13 protein-coding genes are annotated in these 15099 nt (G+C 64.9%); 9 read left to right on the top strand and 4 right to left on the bottom strand.

Annotated elements, in window-relative coordinates:
* Nucleotides 1-12: 12 nt before the first annotated feature.
* A complete protein-coding gene (locus tag RBA41_RS20260; RefSeq protein WP_306626063.1) occupies nucleotides 13-1503 on the bottom strand; it encodes a serine hydrolase in 1491 nt (496 codons plus the stop codon).
* A 158-nt stretch (nucleotides 1504-1661) separates the two neighbouring features.
* Between RBA41_RS20260 and RBA41_RS20255 the strand changes: the two genes are divergently transcribed.
* The 5 genes from RBA41_RS20255 to RBA41_RS20235 all read left to right on the top strand — a co-directional run bounded on the left by RBA41_RS20255 (nucleotide 1662) and on the right by RBA41_RS20235 (nucleotide 6967).
* Entirely contained in the window at nucleotides 1662-1871 is a 210-nt protein-coding gene (locus RBA41_RS20255; RefSeq protein WP_306626062.1) for a hypothetical protein, read from the top strand.
* A 143-nt stretch (nucleotides 1872-2014) separates the two neighbouring features.
* On the top strand, nucleotides 2015-2680 hold the full coding sequence (locus RBA41_RS20250; RefSeq protein WP_306626061.1) for a hypothetical protein: 666 nt from the start codon (nucleotides 2015-2017) through the stop codon (nucleotides 2678-2680).
* Nucleotides 2681-2809: 129 nt separating this feature from the next.
* Nucleotides 2810-3628 carry an alpha/beta hydrolase gene (locus RBA41_RS20245; RefSeq protein ID WP_306626060.1) on the top strand — a complete coding sequence of 273 codons (819 nt, stop codon included), beginning with the start codon at nucleotides 2810-2812 and terminating at the stop codon, nucleotides 3626-3628.
* A 427-nt stretch (nucleotides 3629-4055) separates the two neighbouring features.
* Nucleotides 4056-4868, top strand: coding sequence for a TorF family putative porin (locus tag RBA41_RS20240; RefSeq protein ID WP_306626059.1), 813 nt, complete (start codon nucleotides 4056-4058; stop codon nucleotides 4866-4868).
* The gene (locus tag RBA41_RS20235; RefSeq protein WP_306626058.1) at nucleotides 4868-6967 is read left to right on the top strand and encodes a methyl-accepting chemotaxis protein; all 2100 of its coding nucleotides are present in this window, start codon (nucleotides 4868-4870) and stop codon (nucleotides 6965-6967) included. Before RBA41_RS20240 ends, RBA41_RS20235 begins: the two co-directional genes overlap by 1 nt.
* Nucleotides 6968-7014: 47 nt before the next feature.
* On the opposite strand, the gene RBA41_RS20230 is transcribed toward RBA41_RS20235, so the two are convergent.
* From RBA41_RS20230 to RBA41_RS20220, 3 genes are all read right to left on the bottom strand, one after another.
* Complete coding sequence (locus RBA41_RS20230; protein WP_306626057.1) at nucleotides 7015-7464, bottom strand: DUF2244 domain-containing protein; 450 nt, start codon at nucleotides 7462-7464, stop codon at nucleotides 7015-7017.
* A 5-nt stretch (nucleotides 7465-7469) separates the two neighbouring features.
* Nucleotides 7470-9065 carry a cytochrome c oxidase subunit I gene (gene ctaD / locus RBA41_RS20225; RefSeq protein ID WP_306626056.1) on the bottom strand — a complete coding sequence of 532 codons (1596 nt, stop codon included), beginning with the start codon at nucleotides 9063-9065 and terminating at the stop codon, nucleotides 7470-7472.
* Between the two features lie 138 nt (nucleotides 9066-9203).
* The gene (locus RBA41_RS20220) at nucleotides 9204-10277 is read right to left on the bottom strand and encodes a LacI family DNA-binding transcriptional regulator (RefSeq protein ID WP_306626055.1); all 1074 of its coding nucleotides are present in this window, start codon (nucleotides 10275-10277) and stop codon (nucleotides 9204-9206) included.
* A 196-nt stretch (nucleotides 10278-10473) separates the two neighbouring features.
* Between RBA41_RS20220 and RBA41_RS20215 the strand changes: the two genes are divergently transcribed.
* From RBA41_RS20215 to RBA41_RS20200, 4 genes are all read left to right on the top strand, one after another.
* On the top strand, nucleotides 10474-11724 hold the full coding sequence (locus tag RBA41_RS20215) for an Hsp70 family protein (protein WP_306626054.1): 1251 nt from the start codon (nucleotides 10474-10476) through the stop codon (nucleotides 11722-11724).
* A gap of 8 nt (nucleotides 11725-11732) precedes the next feature.
* Nucleotides 11733-12386 (top strand): 3'-5' exonuclease, encoded by a 654-nt coding sequence (locus RBA41_RS20210; RefSeq protein WP_306626053.1) that lies wholly within the window; start codon nucleotides 11733-11735, stop codon nucleotides 12384-12386.
* 51 nt (nucleotides 12387-12437) lie between these two features.
* A complete protein-coding gene (locus RBA41_RS20205) occupies nucleotides 12438-12761 on the top strand; it encodes a hypothetical protein (RefSeq protein WP_306626052.1) in 324 nt (107 codons plus the stop codon).
* Nucleotides 12762-12854: 93 nt separating this feature from the next.
* Nucleotides 12855-14867 (top strand): TonB-dependent receptor, encoded by a 2013-nt coding sequence (locus RBA41_RS20200; RefSeq protein WP_306626051.1) that lies wholly within the window; start codon nucleotides 12855-12857, stop codon nucleotides 14865-14867.
* Nucleotides 14868-15099 lie beyond the last annotated feature (232 nt).

Genomic DNA, 15099 nt, shown 5'->3' with positions numbered 1-15099 from the left:
CGCGCCCCGCGCTTATTGGGCCTGTTTCGGTTCGCCTTGCGCCGGCACGCCCAGTCTTTTCAGGTTGTCCTGCGCGTTCTTCGCCGCTGGATCGATCTCGAGCGCGCGCCGGTAGCTGGCAATGGCTTCCTCCATGCGTCCGTTCTTTTCATACGATTCGGCCAGGCTGTCGTACACATTGCTGCTGGCGGGGTAAAGCGAGGCATTGAGCTTGAAGATCTCGAGGCTTTGTTTCAGCTTGCCTTGCATGAGCATCTCGTAGCCCCACTGGTTGACCATCGGTTCTCCGAGTTTGAACTGCGGGTCGCTGGCGCGCAGTTCCTGATAGATCGCTTCGATGTGCTCGTAACCGCGTTTTTCCAGTGCCTCCAGCATTGCCGCAGGAGGGGTGTACACGGTCAGGGGGAAGGCGCGGTTGAGGGCGCGCCGCGCGATATCTTCGGAACCGCTGTGGGCGTTCGACATCAATACAACGCCGCGCCGGGTGTCCTGGTCGAACCCGATATAGGTGCGGTAACCGGCCGTGCCGCCGGTATGCCAGACGATGCGCGAACCGTGGGCGTCAAGAATATGCCAGCCCAGAGCGATCGATTCGCCCGGGCGCTTGTCGATGGTCCGCTGCGGCTTGTGCGCGGCCTGCATCGCAGGGTAGAGCGGGGAGGGGAGAATGCCGGCATTGGCGCCGACGAATTTGAGCAGGTCGGCGGTGGTCGAACGCAAGGCGCCCATGCCGGCCAGTACCGGCATGTCCCAATTCTGGGCCGGCACGCCGGGCATTCCGTAGCCGGTCGCGAGACGCTTTGTCATGTCCGCGCTCAGGGTAATGGCGGTGCTGTCCATGCCCAGCGGCTTGTTGATGCGCTGGCGTACCAGGGTTTCAAAATCGTTCCCGGCGCGCAGGGTGAGGATATGGCCAAGCAGGCCAACGCCGTAATTGGAATAGGCGTAGATCTCGCCGCTGGCCCGCGTGGGCTCGAACGCACTCAGGGCAGCGTACATTTGCGGCACGGTGTAATCGGCAAAGGGGTTGGCCGGATTGGCCGGTGCCAGATTCGCCGGCATGCCCGGTAAGCCAGACAGGTGCCCCGACAGCTGGCGCAGGGTGATCGGCTTGCCCTTGAACAGCGGCGTTTTGACGCCCGCGGGCAGGTAGGCGCCAATCGGGTCGTCCAGCTTGACCTCGCCGCGCTGCACCATGTCGCTCAGCAGCGTTGCGGTAAATACCTTGGTGATCGAGCCGATTTCAAATACCGAATCGGCGCCCACCGGTGCGCCACCCACGCTCAGCGAGCCGTACGAGATCACCCGGCTGCCACGCGGGTCGATCAGGCCGACCACGATGCCGCTGCCTTTTTTATCGATATCGACGCGTGCCTTGATCATCGCGACAATCTCGGCGTCGGTCGCGGGAACCGGGGCGCCGGATTGGGCGCTGGCGCTGGTAGCGGCGAGGGCGAGAAGACAGGAGCTTGCGAGGACGGGCAGGGTAAATGGTCGGGTCATTGTCTTCGGAGGGTAAGGGGCACAGGACAGGCGGTGCGCGCCGCGCAGTTTATCAGCAGAGGTCGCCTTCGGAATAGTACAAGTTGCAATGTTTTGCAGAACATACCGCGCGGCGTGGTGCTGGTCCAGGCCTTTTCGACCTCGACGGCGCATTGACCATGGATCCTGCGAGTCCGTGGAGCGTTGCGCTGCCGGTGTCGCTGATCGCCGATGGCGCGCCGTTGCTCGAAGTGGTCCGGCTGGCCGCCGACGGCGCCTGGTTCGACCGGCTGCTCGCGCGCGGCGAACGGCCTGCGTATTTTCCGCGCGTGCGCGATCAGCTGCTTGTGCTGGCGGACGCGAATGCGGCGCCGGACAAGCCATCCTGAGGCGCCGCCGGTGCGTGTGAAAATAAGTGCATCCGGCATGACGACCGCTTTTGTTGCGATATAGAATGTCCCCTTGTCCGATATCGATAAAAGGCTGGGATTTGATGAAGGTTCGTTGCGCCGTGGTTTCCGTGTTATCGCTCATGTTTGCCCAGTCCGTCGCGGCAAACGATATTTCCGGGGTGCGAATCGGCAGCACGCTGTCCGAGGCGAGCATCGCCATCAAGCGGGCCAACCATGCCTACGCGATGTCGACCGTGTGGAACTACGAAGGCGGAGAGGTCAAGGGGATCAAGGCGGTCGCGGGCGACACGAACGGCGGCTCCATCCATGGCTACGCCGACCAGTTCGTGGCGCTGCAGGACGAGCGCGGCGTTGTCTGGTTCGTGGCCCGCTATCAGAAAATGGGACCCGGCGCGCGGGTGACCATGGCGGACTTGCTTGCCTCGCTGAAGAAAAAATTTGGCGAACCGTCGTTTACCCCCATATCCACGCAGAGGGTCTATTCCTGGGACTACGACTGGGCAGGGGCGCAGTTCCATGGCCAGTACCCGGAAAATCCGTGCAGCGACCTGCGCATGCAGCGCCTCCACATGACGGGCCTGAGCATCTCGGCGCCGCTCACGTTTCCCGAACAATGCGGGAAGCGCATCGTGCTCAGCTATTATGAGTACGAAGGCATGGTGCACGACTTCACCTTGAAGGTGATCGACGTCAAATCGCACTTCATCGCCACCAGGGGCGTCCCCGCGCGGCCCCCGGCGCCGCCGCAGCCGGAGCCGAAGAAGGCCATCAAGCCGCAGATTTGAGCGCTGTTGCGGGCGTGTTGCCAGGCCCGGCTTGCCATGCGCGGCCGTGCAACGCATTGTTTGTGTCAACTATGTTGTATAGACAATGTTTTAGTGGCAGTATGTTGCTCTTTCCACTCTGGACTTCCCATGAAAAATGCTCTGTTTGCCTTGATGGTTGGCTGTGCCGCCATGCAGTCGTTTGCCGCGCCGGTAGCGTCGCAGACGTTCACGCTCGACTCGAAGGTGTTGTCGGAAACACGGCGTATCAATGTGTTCGTGCCGAGCGGTCACGGCGGAGAAACGGGAGCCCCCTTGCCGGTGCTCTACATGCCGGACGGCGGCAATGCCGAAGACTTTCCGCACGTGGCCGAGACCGTGCAGACGCTGGTGGCAGCCGGGCGCATGATGCCGGTGCTGTTGGTGGGCATTGAAAACACGGAGCGGCGGCGCGACCTCACGGGACCGACCACGGTGGCGAACGACAGGAAAATCGCGATCCGCGTGGGCGGGTCGGCGGCATTTCGCCAGTTCATCCGCACCGAGCTGATGCCGCACATCCGCTCGCACTACCGCACCACGGCCGACAGCGGCATCGTGGGCGAGTCGCTGGCGGGCCTGTTCATCGTCGAGACCTTGCTGGCCGAGCCGGAACTGTTCGACCGCTACGTGGCGATCAGCCCGAGCGTCTGGTGGAATGACGAAGCGCTGGTGCGCGCCGCGGATGCGCGCATCAAGGCACTGCCGAAAAAGCCGACGAAGATTTTCCTGACCTCGGCCGATGAGGAGAACATCGTGCCCGGCACGGCGCGCCTGGCGGCATCGCTGCGCGCCCACGCGCCGGCCAGCGTCAGCTGGACCTATCAGCCGATGCCGACAGAGCGCCACGATACGATCTACCGCGCGAGCGAAGCGCTGGCGCTGGAGACGGTGTACGGCACGGGCAAGGCGCCGGGCGCCGCACCGTAAGCAGGCAAGCGCGCGGGCCACGCCCACGCGCTGTCGCCAGGGCACGCCGCAGCGTGTGCCGCGTTGCCGACACGCTTGCGGCAACGTTTCAAAGCGCCGTTCGGCATCCGCTCGCTGGTAGTGGAGCGCACGCAGTTGGCCAGCAGATGCCTTGTCTGGCTTCCACTCTCCGTTATACAACGGATTCCCTTCTCTGAGTGCAACACGTTTGACATTGGCGCGCGCTCGCGCCTATCCTTGGCGCATGGCCTGCGCATGCGCAAGTCCACTTTGTTCCGAGCCCCAGCAGCACCGGGTGCCGTTGCCGGCCCCAACTCCGCCGGCAGATACAGCCGCACGTTTGACCTGACCCTCGTCTGACTCTTCGCTCAAGATGTACCTGGTGCGCTTGCCCTTGCGTGTCCAGTAACCTTACGGAAAATTCAAGATGCCTTCTATCGTCAAACAGCGTTACGCCCTTTCTTTCGTCACCCTGCTCGCGCTAGCTTCCCAGGCATCTGCCCAGAGCACCCCGGCCGATGCCAAACCGGCCGCGGCGGCGCCCGCGACCACCATGACCGCCAACGTCACCCTGGCGTCGCAGTACATTTCGCGGGGCTTCCGCCAGACCTGGGGCAAGCCTGCGCTGCAGGGCGGGTTCGATATCGGCCATCCCAGCGGGCTCTCGGCCGGGATCTGGATGTCGACCGTCAGCAACCGCTTCGTCGAAGACGGCACGCTCGAAGTCGACATGTACGGCGGCTACACCGGCACGGCCGGTCCCATCGGCTACAGCGCGCTCCTGTACTACTACAAATATCCCGGTGCCAGGTACAACGCCACCGGCGTGTCGTACGACTACGGCGAACTGTCGCTGGGCATGACGTACAAATTTTTCTACGCCAAGTACAACAGCACCTATACCAAGGATTTCTTCGGCATCACCAATGCGCGCGGCACCGGTTACCTGGACGTGGGCGCGAATGTCGACCTCGGCTCGGGGTATACGCTGAACCTGCATGCCGGCGATGGCCGGGTCGATGGCGCCGGCAACGATATCTGGAACTGGCGCGATGCGAAGGTGGGCGTGAGCAAGGCCTTCGACGGCGGCTGGACCGTGTCAGGCGCGTACACCAAGGCGCGCGGCGCCACCAATGCGTACGACGCCTACACGCTCGGCATTGCCGATTCATCCGGCAAGGTGGCGGTATCGAATCCGGCCGTCGGAACCTTTGTGCTGGCGCTGACCAAGACATTTTGATGACCAATAATACCGAAGAGGATAAGAAAACCATGGCAGCATTCGGATCGGGTCTTTCGCTGAACAGCAAGATTTGTATCGCCGCCACCGCGCTGGTGGTGTTGAGCCTGGGCGTGACGGCGGCCGTGATCGGCTTCAAGAGCAGCGCCAGCGCGGAAGCGGCGGCCATGGAACTGGCGCGCACCTCCTCGCGCGAGGTCGTTGGCGCGCTGCAGAGCCGGCTGTCGACCAACCTGGCCAGCATCATCAGCCTCGGCTCGGCGATGCGCTCGACCAAGGCGCTGGGCCAGCCCTTGCAGCGCGAGCAGATCTACGAGCTGACCAAGGCGACCCTGCTGGGGACGGAAGACCTGATCGGCGCGGCGGTGACCTTCGAGCCGAACGCACTCGACGCCAAGGATGCCGAGTTCGCCGACAAGAAGCCGCATTACGACGCCAGCGGCCGCTTCATGCCGTATTTCACCCGCAATGCCAAGAATGAAGTCAATGTCGAACCGATCGTGTTCGGCACCGATGCCGGCGCCAACGACTGGTACGACATTCCCAAGCGCAGCGGCAAGGTCTATTTTACCGAGCCGTACGTGTATCCGGTGGCGGGCAAGGATGTGCTGATGGCGTCCCTGGTGTCGCCGATCATGATTGAGGGCAAGTTCATCGGCACAGCCAGCGCCGACTTCATGCTGCCGCGCCTGACCACGATCCTGGCCGAACTGAAGGTCATCGAGGGCGGCAAATTGTCGCTGATCTCCAACGGTGGCTTGTATGCCAGCAATCCGCTGCCGGCGCGCCTGGGCAAGCCGGCCGACGACTTGCCGCCGGCCGCGCTCGAACGCATCCGCCAGGGCCAGGCCTACGAATTTGACGATGGCCGGGGCAACATCCGGCTGCTGCAGCCGCTCTCGATCCACCCGGAGATCGCGCCCTGGAGCGTGGAACTGAGTTTTCCGAAGAGCGTGGCCACGGCGCCGGCGCGCGAATTGCTGCTGTACACCCTGATCGTCGCGCTGGTCTGCGCGCTGGCCACGGCCGGCATCCTGGTGCTGGTGGTGTCGCGCCTGACCCGTCCGCTGCGCACCCTGGGCCAGACGATGACCAACCTGTCCTCGGGCGAGGCCGACCTGCGGGTGCGGCTCGACGTGCACGGCAAGGATGAACTGGCCGTCATCGGTGCCGGCTTCAATGCCTTCGTGGCCAAGATCCATACCGTGCTGGTGCAGGTGCACGAAAGCGCCGACAACGTGGCCCAGTCCAGTTCCGAAATCGCGCAGGGCAACAACGACTTGTCGGCGCGCACCGAGCAGCAGGCCAGTTCGCTGGAGGAAACGGCAGCCTCGATCGAAGAGCTGACCGCGACCGTCAGGGACAATGCCGAAAACGCCAAGCAGGCCAACCAGCTGGCGGCATCGGCCTCGGACGTGGCGCGCAAGAGCGGGGCGGCGGTGTCGCAGGTGATTGCCACGATGACCTCGATTAACGAGTCGTCCAACAAGATCGTCGACATCATCAGCGTCATCGATGGGATTGCCTTCCAGACCAATATTTTGGCCCTGAACGCCGCGGTGGAAGCGGCGCGCGCGGGCGAACAGGGGCGCGGCTTTGCGGTCGTGGCGTCGGAAGTGCGCAACCTGGCCCAGCGCAGCGCGGCGGCGGCCAAGGAAATCAAGGCCCTGATCGACGATTCGGTGGGCAAGGTGGCCATCGGCAGCCGCCAGGTCGACGAAGCCGGCTCCACGATGGAGCAGGTGGTGGCCAGCGTCGGCCGGGTCAATGCCATCATCGCCGAGATCACGGTGGCCACGGGCGAACAGAGCCAGGGTATTTCCCAGGTCAACCAGGCGATTGCCGAAATGGATGGCGTGACCCAGCAAAATGCGGCGCTGGTGGAAGAAGCGGCCGCGGCGGCGGAAAGCCTGCAGTTCCAGGCCACGCAGCTGGCGCGCGCGGTGAATGTCTTCAAGCTCGACGACCGGCACAACGGCGCCGCCCCACGCAGCGCGGCACCGGTGGCGCGGTCGACCCCGTCGTCGCACCTGGCGGTAACGAAGCCCAAGCCGGCGCTGACGAAAGCGCCGGCGGCCGAGGAGTGGGACGAGTTCTGACGCAGGTGCACGGTGCGCGCGGCAACGCGGCCACGCACCTGTTTTTCTTAACGCAAGAACGCTGTCTTGCGCAGTTCTCGGCGCAATTCCTGCGCCACCTGCTCCCGCAATTCTTCCCCGATAAAGCCGCCGATCTCGACCCGCACCCCACGCGATTCCAGCGCGATCAGGCTGCGCTGGCGGTCCGGCATGCCGATGCGGGTCCAGCACGCCTCCAGCCGGATGCTCCTTACCTGGCCCGCCTCGACCCGCTCGACGAGCAGGCAGCCGTCACTGAGGGCGATCCGCTCGCGGTCGCCCGCGTGGCGCGCGTAGCACAGCAGCGCCGCCGCCAGCACGCCGATGTCGAGCAGCGCAAAAACCAGCACGAACCAGGCGCCATGCAGCGCAAACCCCAGCCCGATCACCAGCAGGAACAGGCACAGCAAGCCATACGCCACGCCCACCTGGCGCGGCGACATCGAACAGTTTTTCTTCAATAGCCATTCGCGTTCCATTGGTGTTACTTGACCAGCGGCGGCGTTTCAAAGGTGTGGAAGGGGGCGGGACTGGGGACCGTCCATTCGAGCCCTTCCGCGCCATCCCACGGCTTGTCCGCGGCCTTCTCGCCCCCGCGCACGGTGGGCAGCACGACGGCAAACAGCCAGTATGCCTGTGTCAGTCCGAACAGAAACGCGCCAACCGAGGTGAGCATGTGGAAGTCCGTGAACTGCGTGGCGTAGTCGGCATAGCGGCGCGGCATGCCGGCCAGTCCCAGGAAGTGCATCGGGAAGAAGGTCACGTTGACCCAGATGAGCGAGTTCCAGAAATGGAATTTTCCTCGCCATTCGTTGTACATGTGGCCGGTCCATTTCGGCACCCAGTAGTAAAAGCCGGCGAACAGGCAGAACAGCGAGCCGGCCACCAGCACGTAGTGGAAGTGCGCCACGACATAGTAGGTGTCATGCACCTGGATATCGATGGGAACGACCGCCAGCAGCAGGCCGGACAGGCCGCCGATGGTGAACACCCAGATGAAGCCGATGGCGAACAGCATCGGCGTCTCCAGGGTCAGCGAGCCTTTCCACATGGTCGCGATCCAGTTGAATACCTTGACCCCGGTCGGCACGGCCACCAGCATGGTGGCGTACATGAAGAACAGCTGGGCCGTGACCGGCATGCCGGTGGTGAACATGTGGTGCGCCCAGACGATGAACGACACGATGGCGATGGCGGCGGTGGCGTACACCATCGAGGCGTAGCCGAACAGCGGCTTGCGCGCGAAGGCGGGAATGATGTGCGAGATCATGCCGAAGCCGGGCAGGATCATGATGTACACCTCCGGGTGGCCGAAGAACCAGAAGATGTGCTGGAACATGATCGGGTCGCCCCCGCCGGCCGCGTTGAAGAAGGTGGTGCCGAAGTGGCGGTCGGTGAGCAGCATGGTCACCGCGCACGCCAGCACCGGCATGACGGCGATCAAGAGGTAGGCGGTAATGAGCCATGTCCAGCAGAACATCGGCATCTTCATCAGGCGCATGCCGGGCGCGCGCATGTTGAGGATGGTGGTGATGATGTTGATGGCGCCCATGATCGACGAGGCGCCCATCAGGTGGATGGCGAAGATGGTCAGGTCCATCCCCGCGCCCATTTGCAGCGACAGCGGCGGGTACAGGGTCCAGCCGGACGCGCTGGCGCCGCCGCCGGTGAAGAAGGCCGCCAGCAGCAGCACGGCCGCCGGCGGCAGCAGCCAGAACGAAAAATTGTTCATGCGCGCAAACGCCATGTCGGAGGCGCCGATCTGCAGGGGAATCATCCAGTTGGCGAAGCCGACGAAGGCCGGCATGATGGCCCCGAACACCATCACCAGGCCGTGCACGGTGACGAACTGGTTGTACAGCTCGGGATAAAAGAACTGCAGGCCGGGCTGGAACAGTTCGAGCCGGATGAAAAGGGCCAGTACGCCCCCGGCCATGAACATGCCGAGCGAAAACCACAGGTAGAGCGTGCCGATATCCTTGTGGTTGGTCGCGTACAGCCAGCGCCGCCAGCCGTGCGGGTGGGTGTGCTGTTCGTCATGGGCCAACTCGTCCTGGCCGGGCAAGATCGTCACGCTCATCAGGCTCTCCGTGCATCGATGTCACGGATGACTATAGCGAGCGGGCCCCGGCGCACGATTCCCCGCCATGCGCGCTTTGGCGCGGGTCAAGCGGGTGCGTATTGGACGGAACTTTTTGCGGCGGGCGGCGACCTGGTCTCAGGCGCCCGGTCCCAGGCGCGCCGTGGCGCCCTCGACCACGGTGGCGGAAAACACGCGCCGCTCGGGGCAGCCCGTGCTGGTGCAGATGAGGCCGGTCAGCATCGCGCTGGCGGCCAGGGTCATGGTCTGCACCGGCTGGCGCAGGGTGGTCAGGTTGTAGCTGAGCCATCCGGCCGGCGCCATGCCGTCGAAGCCGGTGACCGACAGCTGGCGCGGCACGTCCAGCCCCAGGTCGTGGCGCGCCGTGTCCAGGCAGCCGATGGCCATGATGTCGTTGCCGCACATGACCGCGTCGGGCAGCCGGCCCAGGCCGGCGATGATGTCGCGCAGGCCGCGCCCGCCGCTGGCGTAGTCGTAGTCGCCGCTGACGATCAGGGGCGCGGCCAGGCCCAGCTCGGCCAGGCGTCCGGCCACCCCGCGCTTGCGGTCCTGCGCGATGGCCGAGTCGTGCGGGCCATCGATCATGGCGAAACACTTGTGCCCGCCCGCCGCCAGGCGCGACACCAGCAGGCGCGCCCCTTCCACCTGGTCGCACACGACGGCGTTGACGGTGCGGTCGCGCAGGGTGCGGTTGAACAGCACGAAGGGAATGCGGCGCCGCTCGAATTCGGCGGCCTGCTCGTGGGTCAGGGTGGCGGCCAGCACCGCGCCGTCGACCTGGTGCTGCCAGACATCGGCCAGGGTGGCGCCGATATCGCCTTCGCGCGCCAGCGAAAACAGCAGCACGCGCATGCCGTGCTGGCCGAACTGCCGGCTCAGCTCGGACAGGATCTGGGGATAGTGCAGGGTGACGATGTCCGACAGCACCACCGCGATCAGGTTGGAGCGGCGCGTGATCAGGCTGCGCGCGGCCGCGTTCGGCGTATAGTCGAGCTCGGCCGCGGCCTGCATGACGCGCGCGAAGGTCGCCTTCGACACGCTCGCGCCCGGCTTGAAGCAGCGCGACACGGCCGACTGCGACACGCCCGCCGCGCTGGCCACGTCATACGAGGTGACACGGCGCGCTTCGCTATGGATCAGCTCCTTGAGGTCGGCAATGCTCGGATGCAGCGGCGCGGGGGTGTGGGTCATTAATTTCTTCTGGATAACAATCCTTGTTGGACTGCCCAGTGTAGACCCTGGCTTGCTATGTGGCAATACTTTTACTGTAGAGAAATTTGGTAAGGGAGGAATCGGTGCTTTTCAGTTGCTCCACGGCGACAATCCAAGGGAATGCCCGCTTCAGCCATACTCTGGTATAATATCGCCCCTTAATCTAAAGGGTACCATGGCGAATGCTTGCGGCGTCGATTTCGGAACGTCAAACTCAACAGTAGGCTGGGTCCGCCCCGGTCAGTCGGCTCTGCTCGCCCTCGAGGATGGCAAGGCTACCTTGCCCTCGGTGGTGTTTTTTAACGCCGAGGACGAGGAGGTCAGCTATGGCCGCGCGGCCCTGGCAGGCTACCTTGCCGGCTACGAGGGGCGCCTCATGCGCTCGCTCAAGAGCTTGCTCGGCACCAGCCTGATCGACGGCCAGACCGAGGTCGGCGGGCGCGCGCTGCCGTTCCGCATGCTGCTCTCGCACTTCATCGGCGAGGTCAAGCGCCGCGCCGAGCGCGAAGCGGGGCGCAGCTTCAACTCGGCCGTGTTCGGCCGTCCCGTGTTCTTCATCGACGACAGCACGGCCGCCGACCGCCTGGCCGAGGATACCCTGGCCGAGGTGGCGCGTTCGGTCGGCTTCGAGCACGTGGCCTTCCAGTACGAGCCGATCGCGGCCGCCTTCGACTACGAGTCGCAGATCCGGCGCGAGGAACTGGTGCTGATTGCCGACATCGGCGGCGGTACCTCCGACTTTTCGCTGGTGCGCCTGTCGCCCGAACGGGCCCTGAAGGCCGAGCGGCGCGACGATATCCTCGCCACCGGCGGCGTGCACATCGGCGGCACCGACTTCGACAAATACCTGAGCCTGGCGTCGGTGATGCCGCTGCTCGGTTACCAGACCTTGCTCAATAACAATAGCGCGATTCCGTCGAGCTATTTCTTCAACCTGGCGACCTGGCACACCATCAACCTGGCCTACACCAAGAAGGCGGCGGCGCAATTGGCCGACGTGGCGCGCGACGCCCGCGAGCCGGACAAGCTGGGCCGCCTGCAGCGCCTGATCGAGGAGCGCTCCGGCCACTGGCTGGCGATGCAGGTGGAAGAGGGCAAGATCGCCCTGTCCGACGCCGCCAGCGCCACGCTCGCGCTGGAGCGCCTGTCGCCCCCGGTCGACCTGCTGCTGCAGCGCAGCGAGTTCGACCAGGCCATCAGCCACCTGGTCGGCAGCATCGACCAGACGGTGCTCAAACTGCTGGCCGATGCCGGCGTGTCCCCTGATGCTGTGGACACCGTGTTCTTCACCGGCGGCTCGAGCGGCGTGCGCATGTTGCGCGAGCGCATAGGCGCGCTGGTGCCGAACGCGCTCAAGGTCGAAGGCGACCTGTTCGGCAGCATCGGCGCCGGCCTCGCGCTCGACGCCGTGCGCAAGTTCGGTTAGGACGCGCCGTGTTCGAGAAACCGATCGTCATGCTCGATTTCGAGACCACGGGTTTGTCGCCGGCCAGCGGCGACCGCATCACCGAGGTGGCGGCGCTGCGCATCGTCGACGGCCGCGTGACCGAGCGCTATGTGTCGCTGGTCAATTGCGGCGCGCGCATTCCCTACTTTATTTCCCAGCTGACCGGCATTTCCCAGGCCATGGTCGATGCGGCGCCGCCGGTCGATCGGGTGCTGCCGCAACTGCTCGACTTCATCGGCTGCGACGCCCTGTCGGCCCATAACGCCAGCTTCGACGAGAAATTCCTCAAGGCCGAGGCGGAGCGGCTGGGCCTGGCGACGGCGCACGAGGGGCTGGTGTGTTCGCTCAAGCTGTCGCGCCGGGTGTTTCCGGGCTTGTCGAGCTACAAGCTGGGCCTGTTGTCGGGCCAGCTCGGCATCCGCTTTCGCAGCGCCGCCCACCGCGCCGAGTCCGATGCAGAAGTGGCGGCCGAGGTGCTGATCCACATCGCGCGCCATCTGGGCGACACCTACGGCTTCGGGTCGCTCGCGCCCCAGCTGCTGGTATCGATGAACAAACTGAGCGCGGCCAAGGTGCCCGATTACCTGCGCCAGATGGCCGACGCCGCACTGCTGGCAAAAAAAGTGCCGCAAAGTGCCTGATCGCTTTACAATATTGGCACCATGACCCGCCAGTTCTCCATTCGCATCCTGTTGTCGCTTCTGCTGCTGATGTCGCAGCAGATGGCGACCATGCACGTGATGTCGCACTGGAGCACAGCCGCCGGCGGCCAGGCGCAGGCCTCGGCCCAGGCGCGGCCTGACGCGGAGGGCAGTGCGCTCTCGCGCGCCATCGCCCGCGACCAGAGCTGCGACCAGTGTCTGGCGTTCGCCCAGCTGGCCGGACCGCTGCCCAGCCATGCGCACGGTTTCATCTTCGCCGACGCCGCGCTGGCGCCGGCCGCATCGATTTCCCCGCAGGCGGCGCGCGCCCGCACGCTGAACGCGTTCGAGCCGCGCGGACCACCTCAGGCCTGACAGCCACACCCTGTTTCTGTGCATACGCCAGGCCGCGCGCGGCCTGCCCGCGTGCGCCTGTCTGTCACTTTTTGTTTGCCTGAGGTTTTTTACATGAATGTCCAACGTACGCTGCTTGCCAGCGCGATTCTGTCCGCCCTGTCCGCCCTGAACCACGCCAACGCCCAGCTTGCCGGCGCCGCTTCCGCCGCCGCCGATCCTGTCGTACCCAAGGTGATCGTCACCGCCAACCCCTTCGGCAAGTCCGAAGGCGACCAGATTCTGGCGCCCGCCAAGATCCTGTCCGGCGACGAACTGCGCGACAAGCTCGGCTCCTCGCTCGGCGAAACGCTGTCGCAGGAACTGGGCGTGTCCGCCTCGGGCTTCGGCGCCGGCGCCTCGCGCCCCATCATCCGCGGGCTGGAAGGCTCGCGCGTGAAGATGCTGGAAAACGGCATGGCGGTGGCCGACGTCTCCGGCCTGTCGAATGACCATGCGGTGTCGGCCGACGGCGCCGTGGCGCGCCAGATCGAAATCCTGCGCGGGCCGGCCGCCTTGCTGTACGGCTCGGGCGCGATCGGCGGCCTGGTCAACGTGGTCAACGAACGCATCCCGACCGCGCTCGAAGCCAGGCCGGCCGGCCAGTTCGAGACCCGCTACGGCACTGTGGACCGCGGCCGCAGCGCTTCGGGCGCACTCGACGGTGCGGTCGGCAATATCGGCCTGCACATCGATGGCAATATCCGCCGCGCCGACGACTACAAGATTCCCGACAACCGCGTGCCGGGCGACCCGGCCTCGGCCTCGGGCCGCTTGCCGCAATCGTTCACGCGCCAGGATACGGTCGGCGCCGGCGCCTCGGTCATCGGCGACTGGGGCCATGCCGGCGTGTCGGTGGCCACGCTCAACAACCGCTACGGCATCCCCAGCCTGGAAGGCTCGCAGATCGACCAGTCGCAGATCCGCTACGATGCCGATGCCCTGTTCAAGATGCCGTTCGCCGGCGTCGAGAACATCAGGATCAAGTTCGGCTATACCGATTACGACCATGCCGAACTGGACGACGACAACCATCCGGAAGTGCTGTTCAAGAATCGCGCGCTGGAAACCCGCGCCGAGCTGACCCATGCGCCGCTGGCCGGCTGGCACGGCACCCTGGGCATGCAGACCGAGAATACCCACTTCAGCGCCCTGAGCGGCGAAGGCGGTCCGGACACGGTGCCGGTCACGCACTCGACCTCGAGCGCGGCCTTCCTGGTCGAGGAACGCGAATTCGGCCCGGTGCGGGTCAATGCCGGCGCGCGCCTGGAGTCGGTCAAGCGCAAGCCGCTGGGCCACCAGGACCGCAAGTTCGATCTCGGTTCGTATTCGGTGGGCGCGCTGTGGCCGTTCATGCCCGGCTACGCGACCGGTGCCACGGTGTCGGTGGCGCAGCGCGCGCCGGCCACAGAGGAACTGTATTCGGGCGGCCCGCACGACGCCACCGCGACCTTCGATATCGGCGACGCCGACTTTAAAAAGGAAACCTCGCGCAATATCGAGCTGTCGCTGCAGAAGGTGTCGGGCCTGGTGCGCTGGAAGGCCAACGTGTTCCAGAACAAGGTCAAGGATTTCATCTACGGCAATATCAGCGGCGCCATGGTGGATGAAGAAGGCAATCCGGGCGAGGAACTGCTGCAGCGCATTTACCAGCAGGCCGACGCCAGCATCCGCGGCGCCGAAGCCGAAGTGACCTACAACCAGCACGGCGCCGGCCTGTCGCTGCGCGCCTTTGCCGACACCTCGCGCGGCAAGCTCGACCACGGCGGCAACCTGCCGCTGCAGCCGGCCTCGCGCTTCGGGGCCGATGTCGGCTACCGCAGCGGCGCCGTGCGCGCCGGCATGTCGGTGGTGCGCGCCCAAAGCCAGGACCGGCTCGCCAGTTTCGAGCAGAACGCCACGCCAGGTTACACCCAGCTCAATGCCAATCTGTCGTATACCCAGCATATCGGCAGCGTCGACCTGACCTGGTTCATGATCGCGCGCAATCTGTTGAACGAGGACATCCGCCTGTCGACCTCGGTATTAAAAGAGGTCTCGCCACTGCCCGGCCGAAATTTCCTGTTCGGCGTTCGCACCAAGTTTTAAGCAGGCACAAGCCCTAATTTGTTTCAGGCCGAAACCAAACCCCGCCGAGAGCGATCTCAGCGGGGTTTTTTCATGCTGCCTAACGCGCCGACCTGCGGGTCCGCTTGTTCCCAGTCAAACTCCGGCACGCTTGTCCTATTAAAATTTTAGCAATACTTCTCAGGTCGCTTATTGCCTGTTGCAGCCCACATAATTCTGCAGTTTCAACGGCGTTGGCGCCGGAGGATGAAGC

It is taken from the genome of Massilia scottii, assembly GCF_030846495.1.
Lineage (GTDB): Bacteria > Pseudomonadota > Gammaproteobacteria > Burkholderiales > Burkholderiaceae_D > Telluria_A > Telluria_A violaceinigra.
Note: the sequence above shows the minus strand (reverse complement) of the source record. Positions and strands in the feature narration are given on the sequence as shown.

What these genes read in the sequence shown, in the direction of transcription:
- RBA41_RS20245 (WP_306626060.1), top strand. Translation starts at nt 2,810, where the DNA reads ATGAAAAATGCTCTGTTTGCCTTGATGGTTGGCTGTGCCGCCATGCAG.
- RBA41_RS20255 (WP_306626062.1), top strand. Translation starts at nt 1,662, where the DNA reads ATGGATCCTGCGAGTCCGTGGAGCGTTGCGCTGCCGGTGTCGCTGATC.
- RBA41_RS20235 (WP_306626058.1), top strand. Translation starts at nt 4,868, where the DNA reads ATGACCAATAATACCGAAGAGGATAAGAAAACCATGGCAGCATTCGGA.
- ctaD (WP_306626056.1), bottom strand. Translation starts at nt 9,065, where the DNA reads ATGAGCGTGACGATCTTGCCCGGCCAGGACGAGTTGGCCCATGACGAA.
- RBA41_RS20230 (WP_306626057.1), bottom strand. Translation starts at nt 7,464, where the DNA reads ATGGAACGCGAATGGCTATTGAAGAAAAACTGTTCGATGTCGCCGCGC.
- RBA41_RS20215 (WP_306626054.1), top strand. Translation starts at nt 10,474, where the DNA reads ATGGCGAATGCTTGCGGCGTCGATTTCGGAACGTCAAACTCAACAGTA.
- RBA41_RS20240 (WP_306626059.1), top strand. Translation starts at nt 4,056, where the DNA reads ATGCCTTCTATCGTCAAACAGCGTTACGCCCTTTCTTTCGTCACCCTG.
- RBA41_RS20260 (WP_306626063.1), bottom strand. Translation starts at nt 1,503, where the DNA reads ATGACCCGACCATTTACCCTGCCCGTCCTCGCAAGCTCCTGTCTTCTC.
- RBA41_RS20200 (WP_306626051.1), top strand. Translation starts at nt 12,855, where the DNA reads ATGAATGTCCAACGTACGCTGCTTGCCAGCGCGATTCTGTCCGCCCTG.
- RBA41_RS20220 (WP_306626055.1), bottom strand. Translation starts at nt 10,277, where the DNA reads ATGACCCACACCCCCGCGCCGCTGCATCCGAGCATTGCCGACCTCAAG.
- RBA41_RS20250 (WP_306626061.1), top strand. Translation starts at nt 2,015, where the DNA reads ATGTTTGCCCAGTCCGTCGCGGCAAACGATATTTCCGGGGTGCGAATC.